Annotated in this window: 15 protein-coding genes; 13 read left to right on the forward strand and 2 right to left on the reverse strand. The window is 65.1% G+C overall.

The features are described 5' to 3' along the window. The first annotated feature begins 22 nt into the window (after positions 1 to 22). Entirely contained in the window at positions 23 to 1,147 is a 1,125-nt protein-coding gene (locus AABF56_RS00230; RefSeq protein WP_272804500.1) for an NAD(P)/FAD-dependent oxidoreductase, read from the forward strand. 6 nt (positions 1,148 to 1,153) lie between these two features. Here AABF56_RS00230 and AABF56_RS00235 read toward each other — a convergent pair whose 3' ends face one another. Continuing rightward, positions 1,154 to 2,149 carry a LysR family transcriptional regulator gene (locus tag AABF56_RS00235; RefSeq protein WP_244768061.1) on the reverse strand — a complete coding sequence of 332 codons (996 nt, stop codon included), beginning with the start codon at positions 2,147 to 2,149 and terminating at the stop codon, positions 1,154 to 1,156. Between the two features lie 162 nt (positions 2,150 to 2,311). On the opposite strand from AABF56_RS00235, the gene AABF56_RS00240 reads away from it, so the two are divergent. The 12 genes from AABF56_RS00240 to AABF56_RS00295 all read left to right on the forward strand — a co-directional run bounded on the left by AABF56_RS00240 (position 2,312) and on the right by AABF56_RS00295 (position 15,640). Next, positions 2,312 to 3,892 carry an ABC transporter substrate-binding protein gene (locus tag AABF56_RS00240; RefSeq protein ID WP_272804501.1) on the forward strand — a complete coding sequence of 527 codons (1,581 nt, stop codon included), beginning with the start codon at positions 2,312 to 2,314 and terminating at the stop codon, positions 3,890 to 3,892. 41 nt (positions 3,893 to 3,933) lie between these two features. Then, complete coding sequence (locus AABF56_RS00245; RefSeq protein WP_244768059.1) at positions 3,934 to 4,656, forward strand: maleate cis-trans isomerase family protein; 723 nt, start codon at positions 3,934 to 3,936, stop codon at positions 4,654 to 4,656. Positions 4,657 to 4,682: 26 nt separating this feature from the next. Next, on the forward strand, positions 4,683 to 5,567 hold the full coding sequence (locus AABF56_RS00250) for an ABC transporter permease (RefSeq protein WP_244768058.1): 885 nt from the start codon (positions 4,683 to 4,685) through the stop codon (positions 5,565 to 5,567). A gap of 4 nt (positions 5,568 to 5,571) precedes the next feature. Next, positions 5,572 to 6,519, forward strand: coding sequence for an ABC transporter permease (locus AABF56_RS00255; RefSeq protein WP_272804502.1), 948 nt, complete (start codon positions 5,572 to 5,574; stop codon positions 6,517 to 6,519). 11 nt (positions 6,520 to 6,530) lie between these two features. Continuing rightward, positions 6,531 to 8,051, forward strand: a complete 1,521-nt coding sequence (locus tag AABF56_RS00260) for an aldehyde dehydrogenase family protein (protein WP_272804503.1) — start codon at positions 6,531 to 6,533, stop codon at positions 8,049 to 8,051. A 23-nt stretch (positions 8,052 to 8,074) separates the two neighbouring features. Continuing rightward, positions 8,075 to 9,100 carry a dipeptidase gene (locus AABF56_RS00265; protein WP_272804504.1) on the forward strand — a complete coding sequence of 342 codons (1,026 nt, stop codon included), beginning with the start codon at positions 8,075 to 8,077 and terminating at the stop codon, positions 9,098 to 9,100. Between the two features lie 68 nt (positions 9,101 to 9,168). After that, complete coding sequence (locus AABF56_RS00270) at positions 9,169 to 9,984, forward strand: ABC transporter permease (RefSeq protein ID WP_272804505.1); 816 nt, start codon at positions 9,169 to 9,171, stop codon at positions 9,982 to 9,984. Between the two features lie 10 nt (positions 9,985 to 9,994). Beyond that, positions 9,995 to 10,774, forward strand: coding sequence for an ABC transporter ATP-binding protein (locus tag AABF56_RS00275; protein WP_272804506.1), 780 nt, complete (start codon positions 9,995 to 9,997; stop codon positions 10,772 to 10,774). A 22-nt stretch (positions 10,775 to 10,796) separates the two neighbouring features. Further along, positions 10,797 to 11,771, forward strand: coding sequence for an ABC transporter substrate-binding protein (locus AABF56_RS00280; protein WP_244768052.1), 975 nt, complete (start codon positions 10,797 to 10,799; stop codon positions 11,769 to 11,771). 60 nt (positions 11,772 to 11,831) lie between these two features. Next, positions 11,832 to 13,442: a phytoene desaturase family protein gene (locus AABF56_RS00285; RefSeq protein ID WP_272804507.1), complete on the forward strand. Its 1,611-nt coding sequence runs from the start codon at positions 11,832 to 11,834 to the stop codon at positions 13,440 to 13,442. An 11-nt stretch (positions 13,443 to 13,453) separates the two neighbouring features. Next, entirely contained in the window at positions 13,454 to 13,747 is a 294-nt protein-coding gene (locus AABF56_RS00290; protein WP_244768050.1) for a muconolactone Delta-isomerase, read from the forward strand. A gap of 72 nt (positions 13,748 to 13,819) precedes the next feature. Beyond that, positions 13,820 to 15,640 (forward strand): ABC transporter ATP-binding protein, encoded by a 1,821-nt coding sequence (locus AABF56_RS00295; RefSeq protein WP_272804508.1) that lies wholly within the window; start codon positions 13,820 to 13,822, stop codon positions 15,638 to 15,640. A 260-nt stretch (positions 15,641 to 15,900) separates the two neighbouring features. On the opposite strand, the gene AABF56_RS00300 is transcribed toward AABF56_RS00295, so the two are convergent. Beyond that, positions 15,901 to 16,929, reverse strand: a complete 1,029-nt coding sequence (locus tag AABF56_RS00300; protein ID WP_244768048.1) for a LacI family DNA-binding transcriptional regulator — start codon at positions 16,927 to 16,929, stop codon at positions 15,901 to 15,903. Between the last annotated feature and the right edge of the window lie 67 nt (positions 16,930 to 16,996).

Below are 16,996 nucleotides of genomic sequence, written 5' to 3' on the forward strand. Positions count from 1 at the left end.
CAACCGATTGAAAGACACCTCCATGACAGACAACACCATCTCCTCGGCAGTCATCATCGGCGCCGGCATCTTCGGCGTTTCCACCGGCGTCCAGCTCGCCCGCCGCGGCATCCGCGTGACGATCCTCAACGATGGTCCGCCGGCCAATGGCGCCTCCGGCCGCTCGCTCTCCTGGCTGAACTCGGCGCGCATGCGCTCGGAGCCCTATCACCGCCTGCGCATGGCTGGCATCGACCGCTACCGCACCCTTTTCGCGCAGCGCCCCGATACGGACTGGCTTCGTTTCGACGGTGGCCTGACCTGGGATGCCGACGACGAGCGCAACGAGATCGACGCGGCCTATCGCCACGAAGTATCGCTGGCCTATGACGCGCAGCGGCTTGCCGCCGGCGAGGTCGCCCGCGTCGCACCGGGCGTTGATGCGCGCGCGATCACGCCCCAGGGTGCGATCTTCAATCCCGGCGAAGGCTGGGTCGATCTGCCGGCGCTGATCGGCGTGCTTCTCGAGGAGTTTTCGATGCTTGGCGGCATGCTGGTGACGGATCAGGGGGCTGCGCGGGTGACGGTCGAAGGCGGCCGCGCCGTCGGGGCGGAGACGGCGACAGGCGGTCGCTTCAAGGCCGATGCCGTCGTGCTCGCAACAGGGCCCGCCGTGCCGCGAATGGCGGCGGAAAGTGGCCAGCTGATTGGCGACGATACCCCGACCGCTCTCCTCGTGCAGACGAAGCCGCTCGCCCATCCGCTGCGCGCCGTCCTCAACACGCCACGCGTCGCCGTGCGCCCGGCGCCGGGCGGCACTTTCTCGCTGGATGCCGACTGGGCGGCGGACGAAGGCCTCAGGCTGCGTCCTGACGGCGGGTATGACATTGACGAAGCCGTGGTGGACGCCCTGCTTGCCGAGGCCGCGAAGGTGATGGACGGCAACCCAAAGCTCGAAGTCGCCTCCATCGGCGTTGGCGGCAAGCCGATCCCCGGCGATGGCGAGCCGGTGATCGGCGCGCTCAAGGCCATTCCCGGCTATTATGTTGCCTTCAGCCATAGCGGCGCAACGCTCGGCCTCATCGTCGGTGAACTGCTCGCCTGCGAGGTTGCGACGGGTGCCGAGCATCCGATGCTCGCGACTTTCAGGCCGGAGCGTTTTTCATAGCTGCGGTTACCATTCTTCGGAAACCGGTATTCCGGACGTCGTGATCCTCGAATGGCCGTTGGAAATCGCGGCAAGTTCCGCCTCGACCGTTTTCACGAGGGCAGTTACCATCGGAGGGAAGGCGCGCCCGAGCCGGCTGACAATATAAACGCTGCGCCACGCGACCGGATCGGTGAGCCCGAGGAAGGCGATGCGGTTGTCTGGAAGGAACTCCGCCGCCAGCGCCGGCGCGGTGGTGATGCCGAGGCCGTTTTCGATGAGTGCCCAGAGCGTCGGATAGGTCGACACCTCGTATTTCGGCACGCGGATGGATTCGGGAAGGTGCTCCATCTGCGAGAGGATCGGGCCGGTCGCCGTGTCCAGCGTCAGGCCGACGAAATTGTGGTTGGCAAGGTCGGCCCAGCGCAGCACGCCATCCTTCGCGGCCGCGTGCAGGGGATGCGTGTGGCGAAGGAAAAGGCCGAGCTGGTCCCTGAACAGCGGCTTGAACACGAGCTCGGCATCGGGACCGTCCATGCTGGCAAAGCCGATGTCCACCTCGTTGCGCCGCACGAGCCGGCGCACGTCGTTCGAGTTTCCCTCGCGCAGCTGGACGCGTAGGCCCGGCCGGGAGGCGAGGAAGCCTTCCAGGATGCGGGGCATGATCTTGGTCGCGATCGAGCTGACGACGCCGACGCGGATGCAGCTGTTGCGGCTCGAGGCCGTCAGCCGGATGTTGCGGATCGCCAGGTCGAAATCGTCAACGACGCGTTCGGCGACCGGGAAGAGATCCGTTCCCTCCTGCGTCAGGATCACGTTGCGCGTCGTCCGGTCGAACAGCGTTCCCCCGACGATGTCCTCCAGCTGCTGGATCGTCATGGTCAGCGAAGGCTGCGACAGATGCAGCTCCGTGGCCGCGCGCGTGAAACTACGATGTTTCGCGACGCTGAGGAACGCCCGCAGGTGGCGGATGGTCGCGGTGTAGGACGGGGAGGGCAGAGCCTGTGGTTGTGGGCCGGCCATCGAGTATCTCCAGACGTTTATTTATAGATCATTGTGATCAATCCGGAAAGTTTTTCAATTTGATTTATTGAACCCTGGCACCTTTAATGATGGCCACGGGTCGCAGCCACTCATCCTCGGCGCGGAAGAAACCCAACCAACAAGGGGAACAGGATGTTGAATATGTTGACGAAACGCCGCCTGGCGACGGCCCTCGCTTGCCTTGTCGCCAGTTCCGCCCTCGTGGCGCCGGTTTCCGCGCTGGCGCAGACTGTCGTCATCGGTTCGGAAGGCGCCATACCGCCGCTGGATCCGCACCGCATGACCGGCACGCCGGGTCTTCGGGTGATCGACGCGATCTACGATCCGCTCGTCCGCGAGGATCTTTCGGTCGTGACCGACACGGCGCCGGCGCTGAAGGGCGGCCTCGCCGAAAGCTGGACGGTGAGCGATGACGGCCTCGTCTACCGCTTCACGCTGCGCTCCGGCGTCAAGTTCCATGACGACACGGATTTCAACGCGAAAGCCGTTCAGGCGAATTTCGCCAGGATCATGGACAAGGCCTCGCCGCTCTATGACGAGCGCGCCGCCGGCAACATGACCTTCCTGACCCGCTGGATCGCCGGTACGGCGGCGATCGATGCGCAGACCTTCGAGATCAAGGTGAAGGAGCCGTTTTCGGGTCTGCTGCGCCTTCTCAGCGACCGGCGCTCCGGCATCATCAGCCCGACGGCGATGGCCGCCCACAAGGGGGATGCGATGGGGTTGAACCCCGTCGGAACCGGCCCCTTCCGGCTGGAGGTCTTTCAGCAGGGGCAGCAACTCGACCTGAAGCGGAACGACGCCTATTGGGGCGGCGCGGCCGCCGTCGATACCCTCATCTTCCGGCCCGTGACCGACCCGACCGCCATGGCGATCGCCATGCAGACCGGCCAGGTCGACATCATCCCGAGCGCAAGCTCGCAGCAGATCGCCCAGCTGTCCGTCGATCCCAGCCTGCAGGTCCAGTATCCCGAGCCGGCGAACCAGTATTTCGTGCGGTTCAACACCAAGGCGCAGTACACGGAGAACAAGCTGTTTCGCCAGGCGCTGAACTACGCCGTCAACCGCGACAATCTGGCGGCCCTGCTCAACGGGCAGGTCACGCCGCTCGGCGGCCCGGTGCCCTCGGGCAACGAGCTGCCGGGCACGACCGGATCGACCTATGCCTACGATCCGGCGAAGGCGAAGGCGCTGCTGGCCGAGGCCGGTTTCTCGACCGGCGTCACCATCAAGCTGATGGCGCCGAACAGCGGCCCCGGTTTCGGCCAGGCCTCCGAAGTCATCGCTCTCCTGCAGCAGGATCTCGGCGAGGTCGGCATCACGCTGGAGCCGCAGTTCCTGGAATTCGCGACGCTCGTCTCGACCGAGGGTCCCGGTTACAAGGATGACGTCCAGGGCTCGTTCAACGGCTGGACGACCGGTGCCGACAGCGCCTACTGGCTGGAGCGCATGTTCGCCGGCGACCAGCAGCCGCCACGCGGCGTCAATCGCGGCTGGTTCACCAATGCCGAGGCCGACCGGCTCTTCACCGAGGCGCGCGGCGAAAGCGACGAGGCCAGGCGCTTCGACCTCTATCGGCAGGCGGCCGAACGCATCGCCGACGATAGCCCGTGGATCTTCCTCTACCAGGATCGCCTGCCGCGCGTGCTGAGCGCCCGTGTCGGCGGCGTCCTGCCGGCAAGGTCCGTCTTCATCGACTACCCCCGCATCCAGGTAAAGTAACCTGCTGTTTTAATTAGGATTTGAAAGAGGAGAATACACAGATGATGTTAGGTTGGCGCGCGCGTATCGGGCAGATGAGGCCGGCGACGGCGATCGAGGGAGCCGAGGAATGGCGGTCGGTGGCGCCCGTCGGCGTCGCCTTCGCCGATGCCCGGACCATCGTGCCGCGGGTCGACGAGGACGGCCTCAAGGTGATGATGTCGCAGGTGCTGGAGGCCTCGCGCCAGCTGGCAACCGCCAAGGTGGATCTCATCGTCCAGTGCGGCGCGCCGGGCACGTTCCTGCGCGGCGTCGGCCACGACGAGGAGGTCTGCGCCCAGATCGAGGCCGAGACCGGCATTCCGGCCATCACGATGATGGCGGCACAGATGGATGCGCTGAAGGCGCTGGGTGCGACCTCGATCGCCGTCGCGACGATCTATTCCGACGAGGTCAACGAGAAGATGGGCGCCTTCATGGAGGCCAAGGGCTTCAAGATCGCCTCCATGCTGGGCCTCCAGATCACCGATCCCTTCGATGCCAGCGTGCATGACGCCGACAGCGCCTACAAGCTGGGCAAAGAGGCTTTCAAGGCCGCCGGCACGTGCGACGCGATCCTGATTTCCTGCGGCACCTACCGCACCTTCCCGATCCTCCCCTATCTCGAAATGGATACGGGTGCGGCCGTCGTGTCGAGCAACCAGGCGACGCTCTGGCGGGCGCTGCGCGCCGTCGGCCTGAAGGACCAGATCCCGAACCTCGGCAAGCTCTGGTACGCCGCCTGATCGCAGAACCGCGACGGAAGAGAACGATGACGACCGTGATCGAACAGACAGTCAGGCCCGCACGCAGATGGCGAAGAGCCCTTGGCGGCATCCTGGACAATCCCGCGCTGGCCATTGGACTTGGCATCCTGGCCGTCATCGTCTTCGCCGCCGTCTTTGCCGACTGGATATCGCCGTTCGACCCGTTGAGAGCCAATCCGCTCGCCCGCTACAAGGGTGTGTTCTCCGGATGGAACCTCCTCGGCACGGACGAACTCGGGCGCGATATCCTGAGCCGCCTCATCCACGGCACGCGCTATGCGCTGCTGGTGGCGATCGTCCCGACGGTCATTGCACTCGGCATCGGCGGCCTGCTCGGGATGATTGCCGGTTACATCGGCGGGTTCGTCGATACCGTGATCATGCGGTTCTTCGACATCATGTTCGCCTTTCCGGGCATCCTGCTGGCGCTCGGCATCAGCGCGGCGCTCGGGCCGGGCCTGTCGTCGATGATCATCGCGATGGTCGTCGTCACCGTGCCCGCCTTCGGCCGCATCGTTCGCGGCGCGGTGCTGCAGGTCAAGGAAGAGGTGTTCATCGAGGCGTCCCATGCCCTCGGCTTCCGTGCCCGGCGCATCGCGCTCCGGCACATCCTGCCGAACATCCTCGGGCCGGCCATCGTCTACGGCACGCTGCAGACCGGGCGGAACGTCATCCTGTCGTCGAGCCTCAGCTTTCTCGGCCTCGGCCCGCAGCCGCCCGCTCCCGAATGGGGCCAGATGCTGTCGAGCGGCCGCACCGCGCTGGCGACCGCCGCCCATGTCGCGACCATTCCGGGTCTTGCCATCGTCGTCCTCGCCGTCGCCTTCAACCTGATTGGTGATGGTGCCCGCGACTATCTCGATCCACGTTTCAACAAGCAGCGGGACTGAAACGATGCTCGTGTTCGCCCTCAGACGCGCGTTCCAGATCGTTCCCGTGATCATCGGGGTCACGATCGCGACCTTCCTGCTCGCCAAGATCATTCCCGGCGATCCGGCCGACATGCTGCTCGGCGCCACGGCCTCCGAAGAGGCAAAGGAAGCTCTGCGGCTCAGCATGGGGCTGCATGAACCGGCCTATGTCCAGTATCTGATCTATGTCGGCAACCTGCTGCAGGGCGATCTCGGGCAGTCCTTCACCTTCGCGCAGCCTGTCGCGACCGTCATCCTCGATCGCCTCGGCAACACGGCTCTTCTCGCCGTCGCCGCCATCATCCTCGCCGCCATCGTCGGCGTTGCGGCGGGCACCTGGGCTGCGCTGAAACCGGGTTCGCTGCGCGACCAGTCGCTTTCGGTCGTCGTCCTGTTCTTCAATTCCATGCCGTCGTTCTGGCTCGGTCTCGTGCTCATCATGATCTTCGGCCTCCATCTGCGCCTCCTGCCGGTCGCCGGCATGCAGAGCGTCGGCGGCGGCGATGGCATGCTCAGCCTCATAGCCCACATGATCCTGCCGTCGATCACCCTTGCCGCCTGGTCGCTGGCCACGATCGCCCGCATGACCCGCTCCTCGCTGCTGGAGGTCATCAACAGCGATTATGTCCGCACGGCGAGGGCGAAGGGCATGCGGGAGTCCCGCGTGGTGCTGCGCCATGCGCTGCCGAACGCCATGCCGCAGATCATCACGGTGATCGGCATGCAGATGGGCTTCCTGCTCAGCGGCGCCGTGCTGACCGAGACGATCTTCTCCTGGCCCGGCATCGGCCTTGCCATGTACCAGGCGATTTCGACCCGCGACATTCCGCTGATCCAGGGCGGCATCCTGATCCTCGCTCTGGCCTTCGTGCTGATCAACTTCGCCGTCGATGTCCTCTACTCGTACTTCAACCCGAAAATCAAACTGTGAAGGAGCCGGCCATGTCTCTCCTCGCGCTGCAAACGGACCCGACCCCGACAATGCCCACATCCGCCCAACAGGACGTTTTCACCTCCTATGTCAGCGGCGCCGCGATCGCGCCGGCCGGCCGGAAGATCCCGCTTCATGACCCCTCGACCGGTGCGGTCTGGGCAAGTGCCTTCGTTTCCGACGAAGCCGTGGAACTCGCCGTCGCCAGCGCCGCCAAAGCCTTCGCCTCGGCGCCCTGGGCGTCGATGACGGGATATGAGCGCGCATCGCTCCTGCGCCGGCTGGGCGCCCTGATCGCCGCCAATGCCGATCGCCTCGGCGCGCTGGAAAGCCTCGCCAACGGCAAGAGCCATGCCGCCACCGCCGCGGAAATGAAGGCGACCGCCGCCTGGTACGACTATTATGCGAGCGCCCTCGACACCCATGACGATGTCTTCCGCACCGTTTCGCGCACCGCGGATGCCCGCATCGTTCGCGAGCCGCTCGGTGTCGTCGTCGCCATCACGCCGTTCAACGGCGCGCTCTCGCTCGGCTCCTGGAAGTTGGCGCCGGCGCTCGCCATGGGCAACGCGGTCATCCTGAAGCCGCCGGCAGAAGCGCCGGGCTCCAGCATCGCGCTTGCGGAACTGGCGATGGAAGCGGGCTTTCCGGCCGGCATCGTCAATGTGGTGATCGGCGATGCGGTGGCCAGCGAGGCGCTCGCGACCCATCCCGGCGTGCAGATGGTGAGTTTCACCGGCAGCACGGCAACGGCCAAGGTCCTGGGCGCGAAGGTCGCCGCCGGCATGAAGCGTTTCGTCTGCGAGGCGGGCGGCAAGTCGGCCCATATCGTCTTTGCCGATGGCGATGTCGACAGCGCCGTGATTGCCGCGACGCAAGGGGCCTTTTCCGGCAGCGGCCAGACCTGCGTCGCCGGTTCGCGCATCCTCGTGCAGGCCGAAATCTACGACAGCTTCGTCGAACGCTACATCGCCTCCGTGAGCCGCATTCGCCTTGGCCATCCCGCCTCGCCGAAGGCACATATCGGCCCGGTCGCGAACAGGCGGCAATACGAGCGCATCAACGGCTTCGTGAACGAGGCGGTGGCGGCGGGTGCGCGCCTTGCCTCCGGTGGCCCAAAGCCCGATCTCGGACCGGAATTCATCGATGGCTACTGGATTGCGCCGACGATCGTTCTCGATGTTTCGAGCGACATGCGGATCTGCCGTGAGGAGATCTTCGGGCCCGTCGTCACCGTGCAGCGCTTCGAGACGGAAGAGGAGGCGATTTCCATGGCGAACGGCGTGGAATACGGCCTTGCCGCTGGTTTCTGGACCCGCGACGTCGGCCGCGTGCGCCGCGTCTCGCGGCAATTGCAGGCCGGGACCGTCTGGGTGAATACCTATCGGGCGATCAACCTGCGTGTCCCCTTCGGCGGCTACAAGCAATCCGGCATCGGCCGCGAGAACGGCGTCGAGGCCATGGACGAGTTCTCTCAGGTCAAGGCGATCGTCGTCGAATACGGCCCGGCGGCCGACCCCTTCGCAAACTGACATTCGAACGGAAAGGAAATCCGATGACACTATCGGCAAGAAAGCCCCTGTTGATCGACGCCCTGCAATACAACAAGCCGGAGCGCGCCCGCTTCGAGGAGTGGAAGCGCGGCGGCGTCGGCTGCGTGCATGTCACGCTGTCGATCTGGGAGAATGCGCGCGAAACGCTGACCGTGATCGGCGAATGGAACCGCCTTCTCGAGCAGAACGCCGACCTGATCGCGCTTGCGACGACGGGTGAGGACATCGAGCGCATCGCCGCCTCCGGGCGCACCGCCGTTGTCTACGGTTTCCAGGATACCTCGCCCTTCGAAGACGACATCGAGCTGATCGAAATCTTCTACCAGCTCGGCGTGCGCATCGCGCAGCTCACCTACAACGTCCAGAACCGCGTCGCCTCGGGATGCTGGGAGCCCGACGAGGCCGGCGTTTCGAAATTCTTCGGCCGCAACGTCATCGCGGAGATGAACCGCGTCGGCATGGTGGTGGACGTCTCGCATTGCACGGAGCGCACCTGCTTCGACGCGATCGAATATTCTTCACGCCCGATTGCCGTCACCCACGCCAATCCGCAGGAATTCGTCGGCACGGACATCGAACTGAACCGGCGCAACAAGTCGACGGCGCTGATCAAGCGTCTCGCCGAAACCGGCGGCGTGATCGGCCTCAGCAACTATCCGAAGATCATGAAGAACGGGTCGGACTGCACGCTCGACACCTTCCTCGACATGGTCTCCTGGACGGTCGATCTCGTCGGTACCGATCATGTCGGCCTCGGCACGGACTTCTATGACGGCTGGCCGGAAAGCCAGATCAAGTGGTGGCGCGCCGGCCGCTGGGCGCGCGAGAGCGCCATCCCGATCAAGGGCTTTTCCAAGTGGCCGTCCTGGTTCCAGTCCCCCGTCGATTTCCCGAACATCCTGGAAGGTCTCGAAAAGCGCGGCTTTTCCGGCGAGGAGATCGCCAGGATCGCCGGCGGAAACTGGCTGAAGCTCTTCCGCGAAGGCTTCGTTCCAGCCGCCTCGGCCAGAACGGCAAACGCCGCTTGAAAAGGCGGTGATGGCGGGAGGCACCTGTCCTCCCGCCATCACCCATCAGGATCGACCCGGAGAGCACGATGAGCCAGACGGATATGACAATGCAGGCGAGCGGAGGCACGGGGTTTCCCATGAAGATATCCCGCGTGGTCTACCCGCTCCTGTCGCTGATCGTGATCATCGTGCTGTGGCAGGTCGTCGTTTCGGTCGCAAAGCCGGCGCCCTATCTCCTGCCGTCGCCCGGTTCCGTGGCCTCCACGCTGATCTCGCAGTTCCCCGTGCTGATCTATCATTCGGGCATCACAGCGTTCGAGACTCTGATCGCCTTCCTGCTCAGCATCGTCATCGCGCTGCCGCTGGCGGTGTTGATCGCGCGGTTCCGCTGGTTCGAGGATGCGGTCTATCCGCTGCTCGTCACCAGCCAGGCCGTGCCGAAGGTCGCGCTGGCGCCCCTCATCCTCGTCTGGCTCGGCTTCGGCCTGCACACCAACATCGTCGTCGGCGTGCTGATGGCCTTCTTCCCGGTCGTCATCAGCGGCGTGGTGGGGCTGAAGAGCGTGCCGCAGGACATGATCTTCCTCGGCAGGACGATGGGGCTTTCGCAGGCGCAGATGTTCCGCAAGATCTATCTGCCCCATGCGCTGCCGAGCCTCTTCGGCGGCCTGAAGGTCTGCGTGACGCTTGCCGTGGTCGGGGCCGTGGTCGGCGAGTTCGTCGGCTCGGATCGCGGCCTCGGCTATCTGATCCTGCTCTCCAGCGGACAGTTGCAGACGGCGCTGATGTTCGCCGCCCTCATCCTTCTGGTCCTGATCGGGGTCGTCAGCTTCGCCATCGTGCAATTCGTCGAGGCGCGCGTGATGCCGTGGCATCGCTCGCAGCGCAGCGACGGACATTGAGGAGCGCGCCATGGGCAAATCCATCACCATCGACAAGGTCTCGCGGTCCTACGCCGGTCTGGAGGCGCTGGTGCCGACCTCCATCGATATCCAGCCGGGCGAGTTTCTCTCCATCGTCGGGCCGAGCGGATGCGGCAAGAGCACGCTGCTGCGCATCATCGCCGGTCTCGATTTCCCGACTTCGGGCACGCTTCGCATCGGCGGCCGGCCGGTCAGCAAGGCGGAAACGGACCTCGGTTTCGTCTTCCAGTCGCCGGTCCTCCTGGAATGGCGCAGCGTCATCGACAACATCCTCCTGCAGGCGGAAGCGCGCGGGCTGCCGGATGCCGAATACCGCGCGAAGGCGAAGGACCTCCTGGCCGCAGCCGGTCTGGCCGGCTTCGAGAACGCCTATCCGCACCAGCTTTCGGGCGGCATGAGCCAGCGCGTCAGCGTCTGCCGCGCCCTCGTGCACGATCCGTCGCTGCTGCTGATGGACGAGCCGTTCGGCGCACTGGATGCGCTCACCCGCGACCAGATGATGGTCGACCTCCAGTCGCTCTGGCTGCGCTCGCGGCCGACCGTCGTCTTCGTCACGCACTCCATCCAGGAGGCCGTGTTCCTGTCCGACCGCATCGTGGTGATGGCGCCGCGTCCCGGCCGCGTCGAAGCAGTGCTCGACGTAGCCTTGCCGCGCCGTCGCCGGCTCTCCGTGCGCGGCACGCCGGAATTCAACGCGATCGTCGACCAGATCCTCATTCATTTCGAACGCATGGGCGTCATCCGTGACGACGCCGAAGACGCAGCCTGACATCCTTGGAAAGGAACCGGACATGAGACATTTCAAGCAGACGGGCGGCACGCTCCTCGCCCTTGCCCTGATGAGCACGACGGCCCTTGCTGCCGACAGCATCCGCCTGCGCCTCGACTGGAGCTGGTGGGCCGGACAGACGCCGATGATCCTCGCCAAGGAGAAGGGTTTTTACGACGAGGTCGATCTCGACGTGGAGATCGCACAGGGGCAGGGGTCGAAGACCACGACCATGGTGGTCGGGGAAAATGCCGATCCGATCGGCCATGCCAACCTTTCCACCGTCGCCCAGTCGGTCTCCGCGGGCGTGCCGATCACCGCCGTCGCCGGCTGGTGGCAGCAGGGCCCGATCTCGCTGATCTGCACCGACCCGTCCATCAAGACGCCGGCCGATGTCAAGGGCAAGCGCATCGGCTCCACGCCGACCGGTTCCGACGGCCAGATCCTGCCCGCCTTCCTCAAGGCCAACGGCCTCGAACTGACCGACATCTCGCTCGTCAACATGCCCGGCGACGCGAAGTTCGCCGGCATTGCCTCCGGCCAGCTCGATTGCATCAGCGGCGACGATTATTTCTACGCCCCGCAGCTCAAGGCGCAGGGCAAGGAGGTCTCGGTCCTGAAATATGCCGATTGGGGCGTAACCAATCTCGGCTTCGGCATCGTCGTCAACAACGATTACCTGGCGCAGAATCCCGACATCGTGAAGCGCTTCCTCGCCGCGACGCGGAAGGGCATGGAGTACACGTTCGCCCACAAGGACGAAGCCGTCGGGATCTTCCTCAAGGTCTCCGGCAACACCCAGCCGGCCGAGTTCCACCGTAGCGTGCTCGAGGCCTACGAGGCCTCGCTCCACACCAGGCACAGCGAGGGCAAGCCGCTCGGCTGGATGGCCGAGGCGGACTGGGAGGCGATGAACGAGACGCTCGCCGAATTCGGCTCGATGCTCGGCAAGAAGGAGGCGACCGCCTACTTCTCCAACGACCAGCTGCCGCAGTAGCCCCGCCATGAACGCGGGCGGTTCGGCCGCCCCCACTTTCGCAAGCAAAATGGAAATCGCATGTCGAACATTGCCGATATATCGACTGGCACATACGACGCCATCGTCGTGGGGGGAGGGCACAACGGTCTCGTTGCGACCGCCTATCTCGCCAAGGCCGGGCTGCGGCCGCTGCTGATCGAGGCGCGGCCGACGCTCGGAGGCCCCTGCGGAACCTTCGAGTTCCTGCCGGGCTACCGCTGCGCCTTCACCAATTCGCCCGGCAGTTTCGAGCCGCGCTTCATCGCCGAGCTGCAGCTGGAGCATTTCGGCCTGAAGTTCATTCGCACCGACCCGACCGTCGTCCACCCGTTTCCGCGCGGCGCCTTCATCGGCTGGCGCGACAGGGGCCGGCTGGCGGCGCAGTTCGACGCCTATGCGCCGGGCGAGGCGGAGCGCTATTTCGGCCTCCTGTCAGATCTGGAGGAACTCGGACGGCATCTGGGTGCGTCGATGTTCGCGCCCTCTCCCGATCTGGTCCATGCCGCCCGCGACGTGCCAGGCCATCTCGCCGGCCTTTTCGACCGCGTGATGTGCGGCAGCCTGCGCCAGCTGCTCGACGAGCGGCTGAAATCGGAGGAAACCAAGGCGTTGCTCGGCATGCTGGCGCTCAACGCGACGCTGACCCCGCCGTCTGCGCCCGGCTCGGCCGTGGGCCTGATGATGCGGCCGATCTCGCTCGCCTCCTATGCGGCGCTGGACGACGACGATCCACGGCGTGCAGCGCTTCGCGGCTCCACCGGCCTTCCGGTCGGCGGCATGGGCGCCATCATCGACGCGCTCGAAGCCTGTTGCCTTGCGCATGGCGCGACCATCCTCAAGGATGCACCGATCGAGCGGATCCTGCATGCCGCGGGTAGGGCCCGGGGTGTCGTCACTGTCAAGGGCGATGAATTCCTGGCACCGGTCGTGCTGTCGGCGATCAACCCCAGGCCCCTCTTCGGCAAGATGCTCGACGACGAGGCCGTGGGCGCCGACGTCAGGCGCGAGATCGCCGCCGTGCCGATGCGGGGCTCCGCTTTCAAGCTGGTGCTGGCGCTCGACGGGGTGCCCCGCTATGCCGGCCTGCCGGCGGATGTCGACCCGGCGCAGGCGGCGCAGGTGCAGTTCCGCATCGCGCCCTCGCTCGACTATATCGAGCGGGCGATTGCGGACGGATTGGCCGGCAGGCTGGCGGAGCGTCCGATCATGTGGGGCCTCATTCCATCGGTGACCTCGCCGGACATGGCGCCGGCGGGCTGCCATCTCCTCAGCGTCAACGCCTGGCATGCACCCTATGCGCTTGCGGAAGGCAGCTGGCCGGAGGCGGGCGAGCGTTTCGCCGACATCTGCATAGACGCGCTTGCCAACTACATGCCGGACCTGCGCCGGCGCCTCATCGGGCTTCGCTACTTCAATCCCGTCGAAATCGAGGACGAGCTGGGTCTCGTCCAGTCGAACATCACGCATGGCGACATGCTGCCGAATGCACTTTTCGGTGCGCGCCCGCACCGCAAGGCGCACGATTATCGCACGCCGCTTTCCGGGCTTTACCTCTCGGGCGGCGGCACCTGGCCGGGTGGCTATGTCACCGGCATCCCCGGCTACAACGCCGCAAACACCATCATCAAGGATCTGGACGTCACATCATGAGGGAACATGCAATGGAATTTCTGGTCAACATCAAGCTGCGCTGGTCTGACGACATGGATCCGGAATTGAAGGCGAAGGTGATCCGCGACGAGCGCGCCCACGCCGCCGAGCTGATCAAGGAGGGGCACCTGGTGCGCATGTGGCGTGTGCCCTGCCGCTTCGAGAACTGGGGTCTGTGGCGCGCAGCGGATGCAACGCAGCTGCACGAGATCATTACCAGCCTGCCGGCCAACCCCTGGATGTACGATATCGACGTGCTTCCGCTGGCCAAGCATCCGGTCGATCCGATCCATACCGCCGCCTAGCGCAGTTCGGTTTGCCGCATTGTCCGACCGCCGAAGCGATTTGGCTTCGGCCGCTCCAGAAGGGAAAACAGGATGGACATACCTTCCGCCCAGCCGCCGGTTCTGTCCGTCAGCGATCTCACGACTGCGTTCCGGTCGGGCGACCAGTGGAAGCCCGTCGTCCGCAACCTCTCCTTCTCGATTGCCCCGCGTGAGACAGTGGCGATCGTCGGCGAGTCCGGATCCGGCAAGAGCGTGACGTCCCTGTCGATCATGCGGCTGCTTCCGAAACATTCGAGCCGGATCGAAGGCAAGGTTTCGCTCGGCGGGCGCGACCTGCTGACGCTCGGCGAGGAGGAGATGCGCAAGGTCCGCGGCAACGACATCTCGATGATCTTCCAGGAGCCGATGACCTCGCTCAACCCGATCTTCCCGATCGGCAAGCAGATCGCTGAAGCGATCACCTGCCATCGCGCCCTCTCCCGGGGCGAGGCGCGGGCAGAGGTGACGCGGCTTCTGGAAAAGGTGCGCATTCCGAACGCCAAGGGCCGGTTCGACGACTATCCGCACCAGTTCTCCGGCGGCATGCGCCAGCGCGTGATGATCGCCATGGCGCTCGCCTCGAAACCAAAGCTCCTGATTGCGGACGAGCCGACGACGGCACTTGACGTGACGATCCAGGGCCAAATCCTCGACCTCATCAAGACGCTGCAGGAAGAGGAGGGCATGGCGGTGCTCTTCATCACACATGACATGGGCGTGGTGGCCGAAGTCGCCGACCGGACGATCGTGATGTTCCGCGGCGATGCGGTGGAAACGGGCGCGACCGGGGATATCTTCAGCCGCGGAAGGCATCCCTATACGCGGGCGCTGCTCTCGGCGGTTCCGCGTCTCGGCTCGATGGCGGGACGGCCCCGGCCCATGCGCTTCCCGGTGATCGACATCGTGACCGGCGAAACGCGCCAGGCGGAAAGCGAGGGGCCTGTGCCCGTTGCCGGTGAGCGACCCGTTCTGGAGGTGAAGAACCTGACGACGCGCTTCGACATCCGCTCGGGCCTCTTCGGTCGCAAGAGCGGTGCGGTGCATGCGGTCGAGAACGTGTCCTTCGACCTGAAAGCCGGTGAGACGCTGTCGCTTGTCGGTGAATCCGGCTGCGGCAAGTCGACGACGGGGCGCTCGATCATACGGCTGGTCGAGCCGACGGGCGGGGCGGTCTCGCTCAGCGGGCATGATGTGATGGGCCTCGACGGCCGGTCGCTGCACAAGATGCGGCGCAATATCCAGATGGTGTTCCAAGATCCGTTCGCCAGCCTTGATCCACGCATGACGGTGGGGGCGGCGGTGATGGAACCGTTCATCGAGCATGGCCTCGGCACCAAGCAGCAGGCGCGGGACAAGGCGGCCGACCTCCTGCGGCGGGTCGGGCTCGGCCCGGAGATGATGCGGCGCTTCCCGCACGAATTCTCCGGCGGCCAGCGGCAGCGCATCGCGATCGCGCGGTCGCTGATACTCGATCCGAAGGTGATCATCGCCGACGAGGCGGTCTCGGCGCTCGACGTGTCGGTCAAGGCGCAGGTGTGCAACCTCCTCCTCGACCTCCAGCAGAGCTTCAACCTCGCCTATCTGTTCATCAGCCATGACATGGCCGTCGTGGAGCGGGTCAGCCACCGGGTGGCGGTGATGTATCTCGGCGAGATCGTCGAGATCGGCCCGCGACGGGAGGTGTTCGAAAACCCGCAGCATCCCTATACGAAGAAGCTGATGGCTGCCGTCCCGATACCCGACCCCGCCCGGCGCACCCTCCGGCGATGCCTTTCCGGCGACGAGACGAGAAGCCCTGTCCGCCCCCTTGGCTATAACCCGCCCAGGCGCAGCTACCATGAGGTCTCGGAGCGGCATTTCGTTCAGGTTTAGTCTGGGTGCGGGAATGCACGTAACCGCGATCTCAAGTTGCTGATGGATGCTGCTGGATGAACCGGGGCGGCAGACAATATATCGCGCCGGCCGACCATCGGCCTCATGGAGCTGGCCATGGAAGCCGCCTTGCCCGGGCGGGGTCTGAGGGAACGCAGCCAGGCGAATGCCCACTTTGCTGGCGGCCGCCGCATCCAAGCTGTGCTTTGCAACTTGTGCATCGATGCCGGCCGCGAGGCCAGCCATTGCGGGGGTTGCCGTCAGGCGCAGGTATCGCCTGGCAGGAACTCGACGTTCAGCACTTTGCCGCCTGGGAAACTTCCCTTGGTAATCCGCTTCAACAGCGCCGCCGCCGCCGCCTCGCCGATTTCATAGGCAGGCGAGCGCATGGAGGTCAGGAGCGGCATCGAATATTCGCGGAAGGCGAATCCGTTGAAGCCGGTGATCATCAGATCCTTCTTGATGGAGAAGCCGAGCTGAAGCGCCGCCTGCGTGGCGGCAATGCCGAACAGGTCGTTGCCGCCCATGACGAAATCCGGCGGGTTGGCCGACAGCCGCGTCTTCACCTGGCTCACGACGGCCTGGAAGTTGATTTCCGTGCAGATCATGGTTTCGACATCGGCGCGTCCGGCCGCTGCCTTGCGGGCCCCGAGCTCGCGTTGCGCCATGGCCGGCCAGAAATGGTCCGGGCGCATGAACAGGATCTTGCGGGCGCCATTCGAAAGCCCAAGCTCGGCCAGCTGAAATGCGCCTTCCTCGTTCGTCTGGCGTACGAAACTGGCATCCGCCAGGCTGTCGTTCGCCTCGTCGCCGATGAGGAGCATGGGCAGGCCGAGCGCGGCGAGCTTGGTATAGACAGCGTCGCGCTGAGCGGTGTCGCCGAAGATGTAGACGGCAAGGGCATCCAGCTGCGAAATGCGCGGCAGCTTGTTTTCGAGATCCTTCGAATTCTGCGCCCCGAAGATCAGCAGGCCGTAACCGTTCTGCGCGAGCTTGTTGCTCATGCCGGCCGCGACCTCGGTGTTGAAGGGGTCGTTGAGGAAGCGCCGCTCCGGATGCAGCATGACCAGGCCGATCGCAAAGTCTTTCGCCAGCCGCAGGCCGCGGCCGCGCAGATGCGGCACATATTTCAGGTCTTTGATCTTTTCCTTGACGAGAAGCCGGATTTCATCGCTGACGCGGGCGGTCTTTCCGTTCACGACGTTGGACACGGTCATGATGGAAACGCCGGCGGCGTCGGCGACGTCCCGAAGGGTTGCGCGTCCCTGACCCTGTTGATTTTTCTTCATGATCATCGCCTGCACATATTCGGTCCGATCGCTGGCGGCAACAATACAACTCAACTCGATGTTTACA

Origin of the sequence: Shinella sp. WSC3-e (assembly GCF_945994535.1) — a bacterium.
Taxonomy (GTDB): Bacteria; Pseudomonadota; Alphaproteobacteria; order Rhizobiales; family Rhizobiaceae; genus Shinella; species Shinella yambaruensis.

Excerpts from the sequence above, each read along its gene's own strand:
- AABF56_RS00245 (WP_244768059.1), top strand. The coding sequence starts at position 3,934 with ATGATGTTAGGTTGGCGCGCGCGTATCGGGCAGATGAGGCCGGCGACG.
- AABF56_RS00255 (WP_272804502.1), top strand. The coding sequence starts at position 5,572 with ATGCTCGTGTTCGCCCTCAGACGCGCGTTCCAGATCGTTCCCGTGATC.
- AABF56_RS00265 (WP_272804504.1), top strand. The coding sequence starts at position 8,075 with ATGACACTATCGGCAAGAAAGCCCCTGTTGATCGACGCCCTGCAATAC.
- AABF56_RS00290 (WP_244768050.1), top strand. The coding sequence starts at position 13,454 with ATGGAATTTCTGGTCAACATCAAGCTGCGCTGGTCTGACGACATGGAT.
- AABF56_RS00235 (WP_244768061.1), bottom strand. The coding sequence starts at position 2,149 with ATGGCCGGCCCACAACCACAGGCTCTGCCCTCCCCGTCCTACACCGCG.
- AABF56_RS00240 (WP_272804501.1), top strand. The coding sequence starts at position 2,312 with ATGTTGACGAAACGCCGCCTGGCGACGGCCCTCGCTTGCCTTGTCGCC.
- AABF56_RS00260 (WP_272804503.1), top strand. The coding sequence starts at position 6,531 with ATGTCTCTCCTCGCGCTGCAAACGGACCCGACCCCGACAATGCCCACA.
- AABF56_RS00280 (WP_244768052.1), top strand. The coding sequence starts at position 10,797 with ATGAGACATTTCAAGCAGACGGGCGGCACGCTCCTCGCCCTTGCCCTG.
- AABF56_RS00295 (WP_272804508.1), top strand. The coding sequence starts at position 13,820 with ATGGACATACCTTCCGCCCAGCCGCCGGTTCTGTCCGTCAGCGATCTC.
- AABF56_RS00275 (WP_272804506.1), top strand. The coding sequence starts at position 9,995 with ATGGGCAAATCCATCACCATCGACAAGGTCTCGCGGTCCTACGCCGGT.
- AABF56_RS00230 (WP_272804500.1), top strand. The coding sequence starts at position 23 with ATGACAGACAACACCATCTCCTCGGCAGTCATCATCGGCGCCGGCATC.
- AABF56_RS00285 (WP_272804507.1), top strand. The coding sequence starts at position 11,832 with ATGTCGAACATTGCCGATATATCGACTGGCACATACGACGCCATCGTC.
- AABF56_RS00300 (WP_244768048.1), bottom strand. The coding sequence starts at position 16,929 with ATGAAGAAAAATCAACAGGGTCAGGGACGCGCAACCCTTCGGGACGTC.
- AABF56_RS00270 (WP_272804505.1), top strand. The coding sequence starts at position 9,169 with ATGAGCCAGACGGATATGACAATGCAGGCGAGCGGAGGCACGGGGTTT.
- AABF56_RS00250 (WP_244768058.1), top strand. The coding sequence starts at position 4,683 with ATGACGACCGTGATCGAACAGACAGTCAGGCCCGCACGCAGATGGCGA.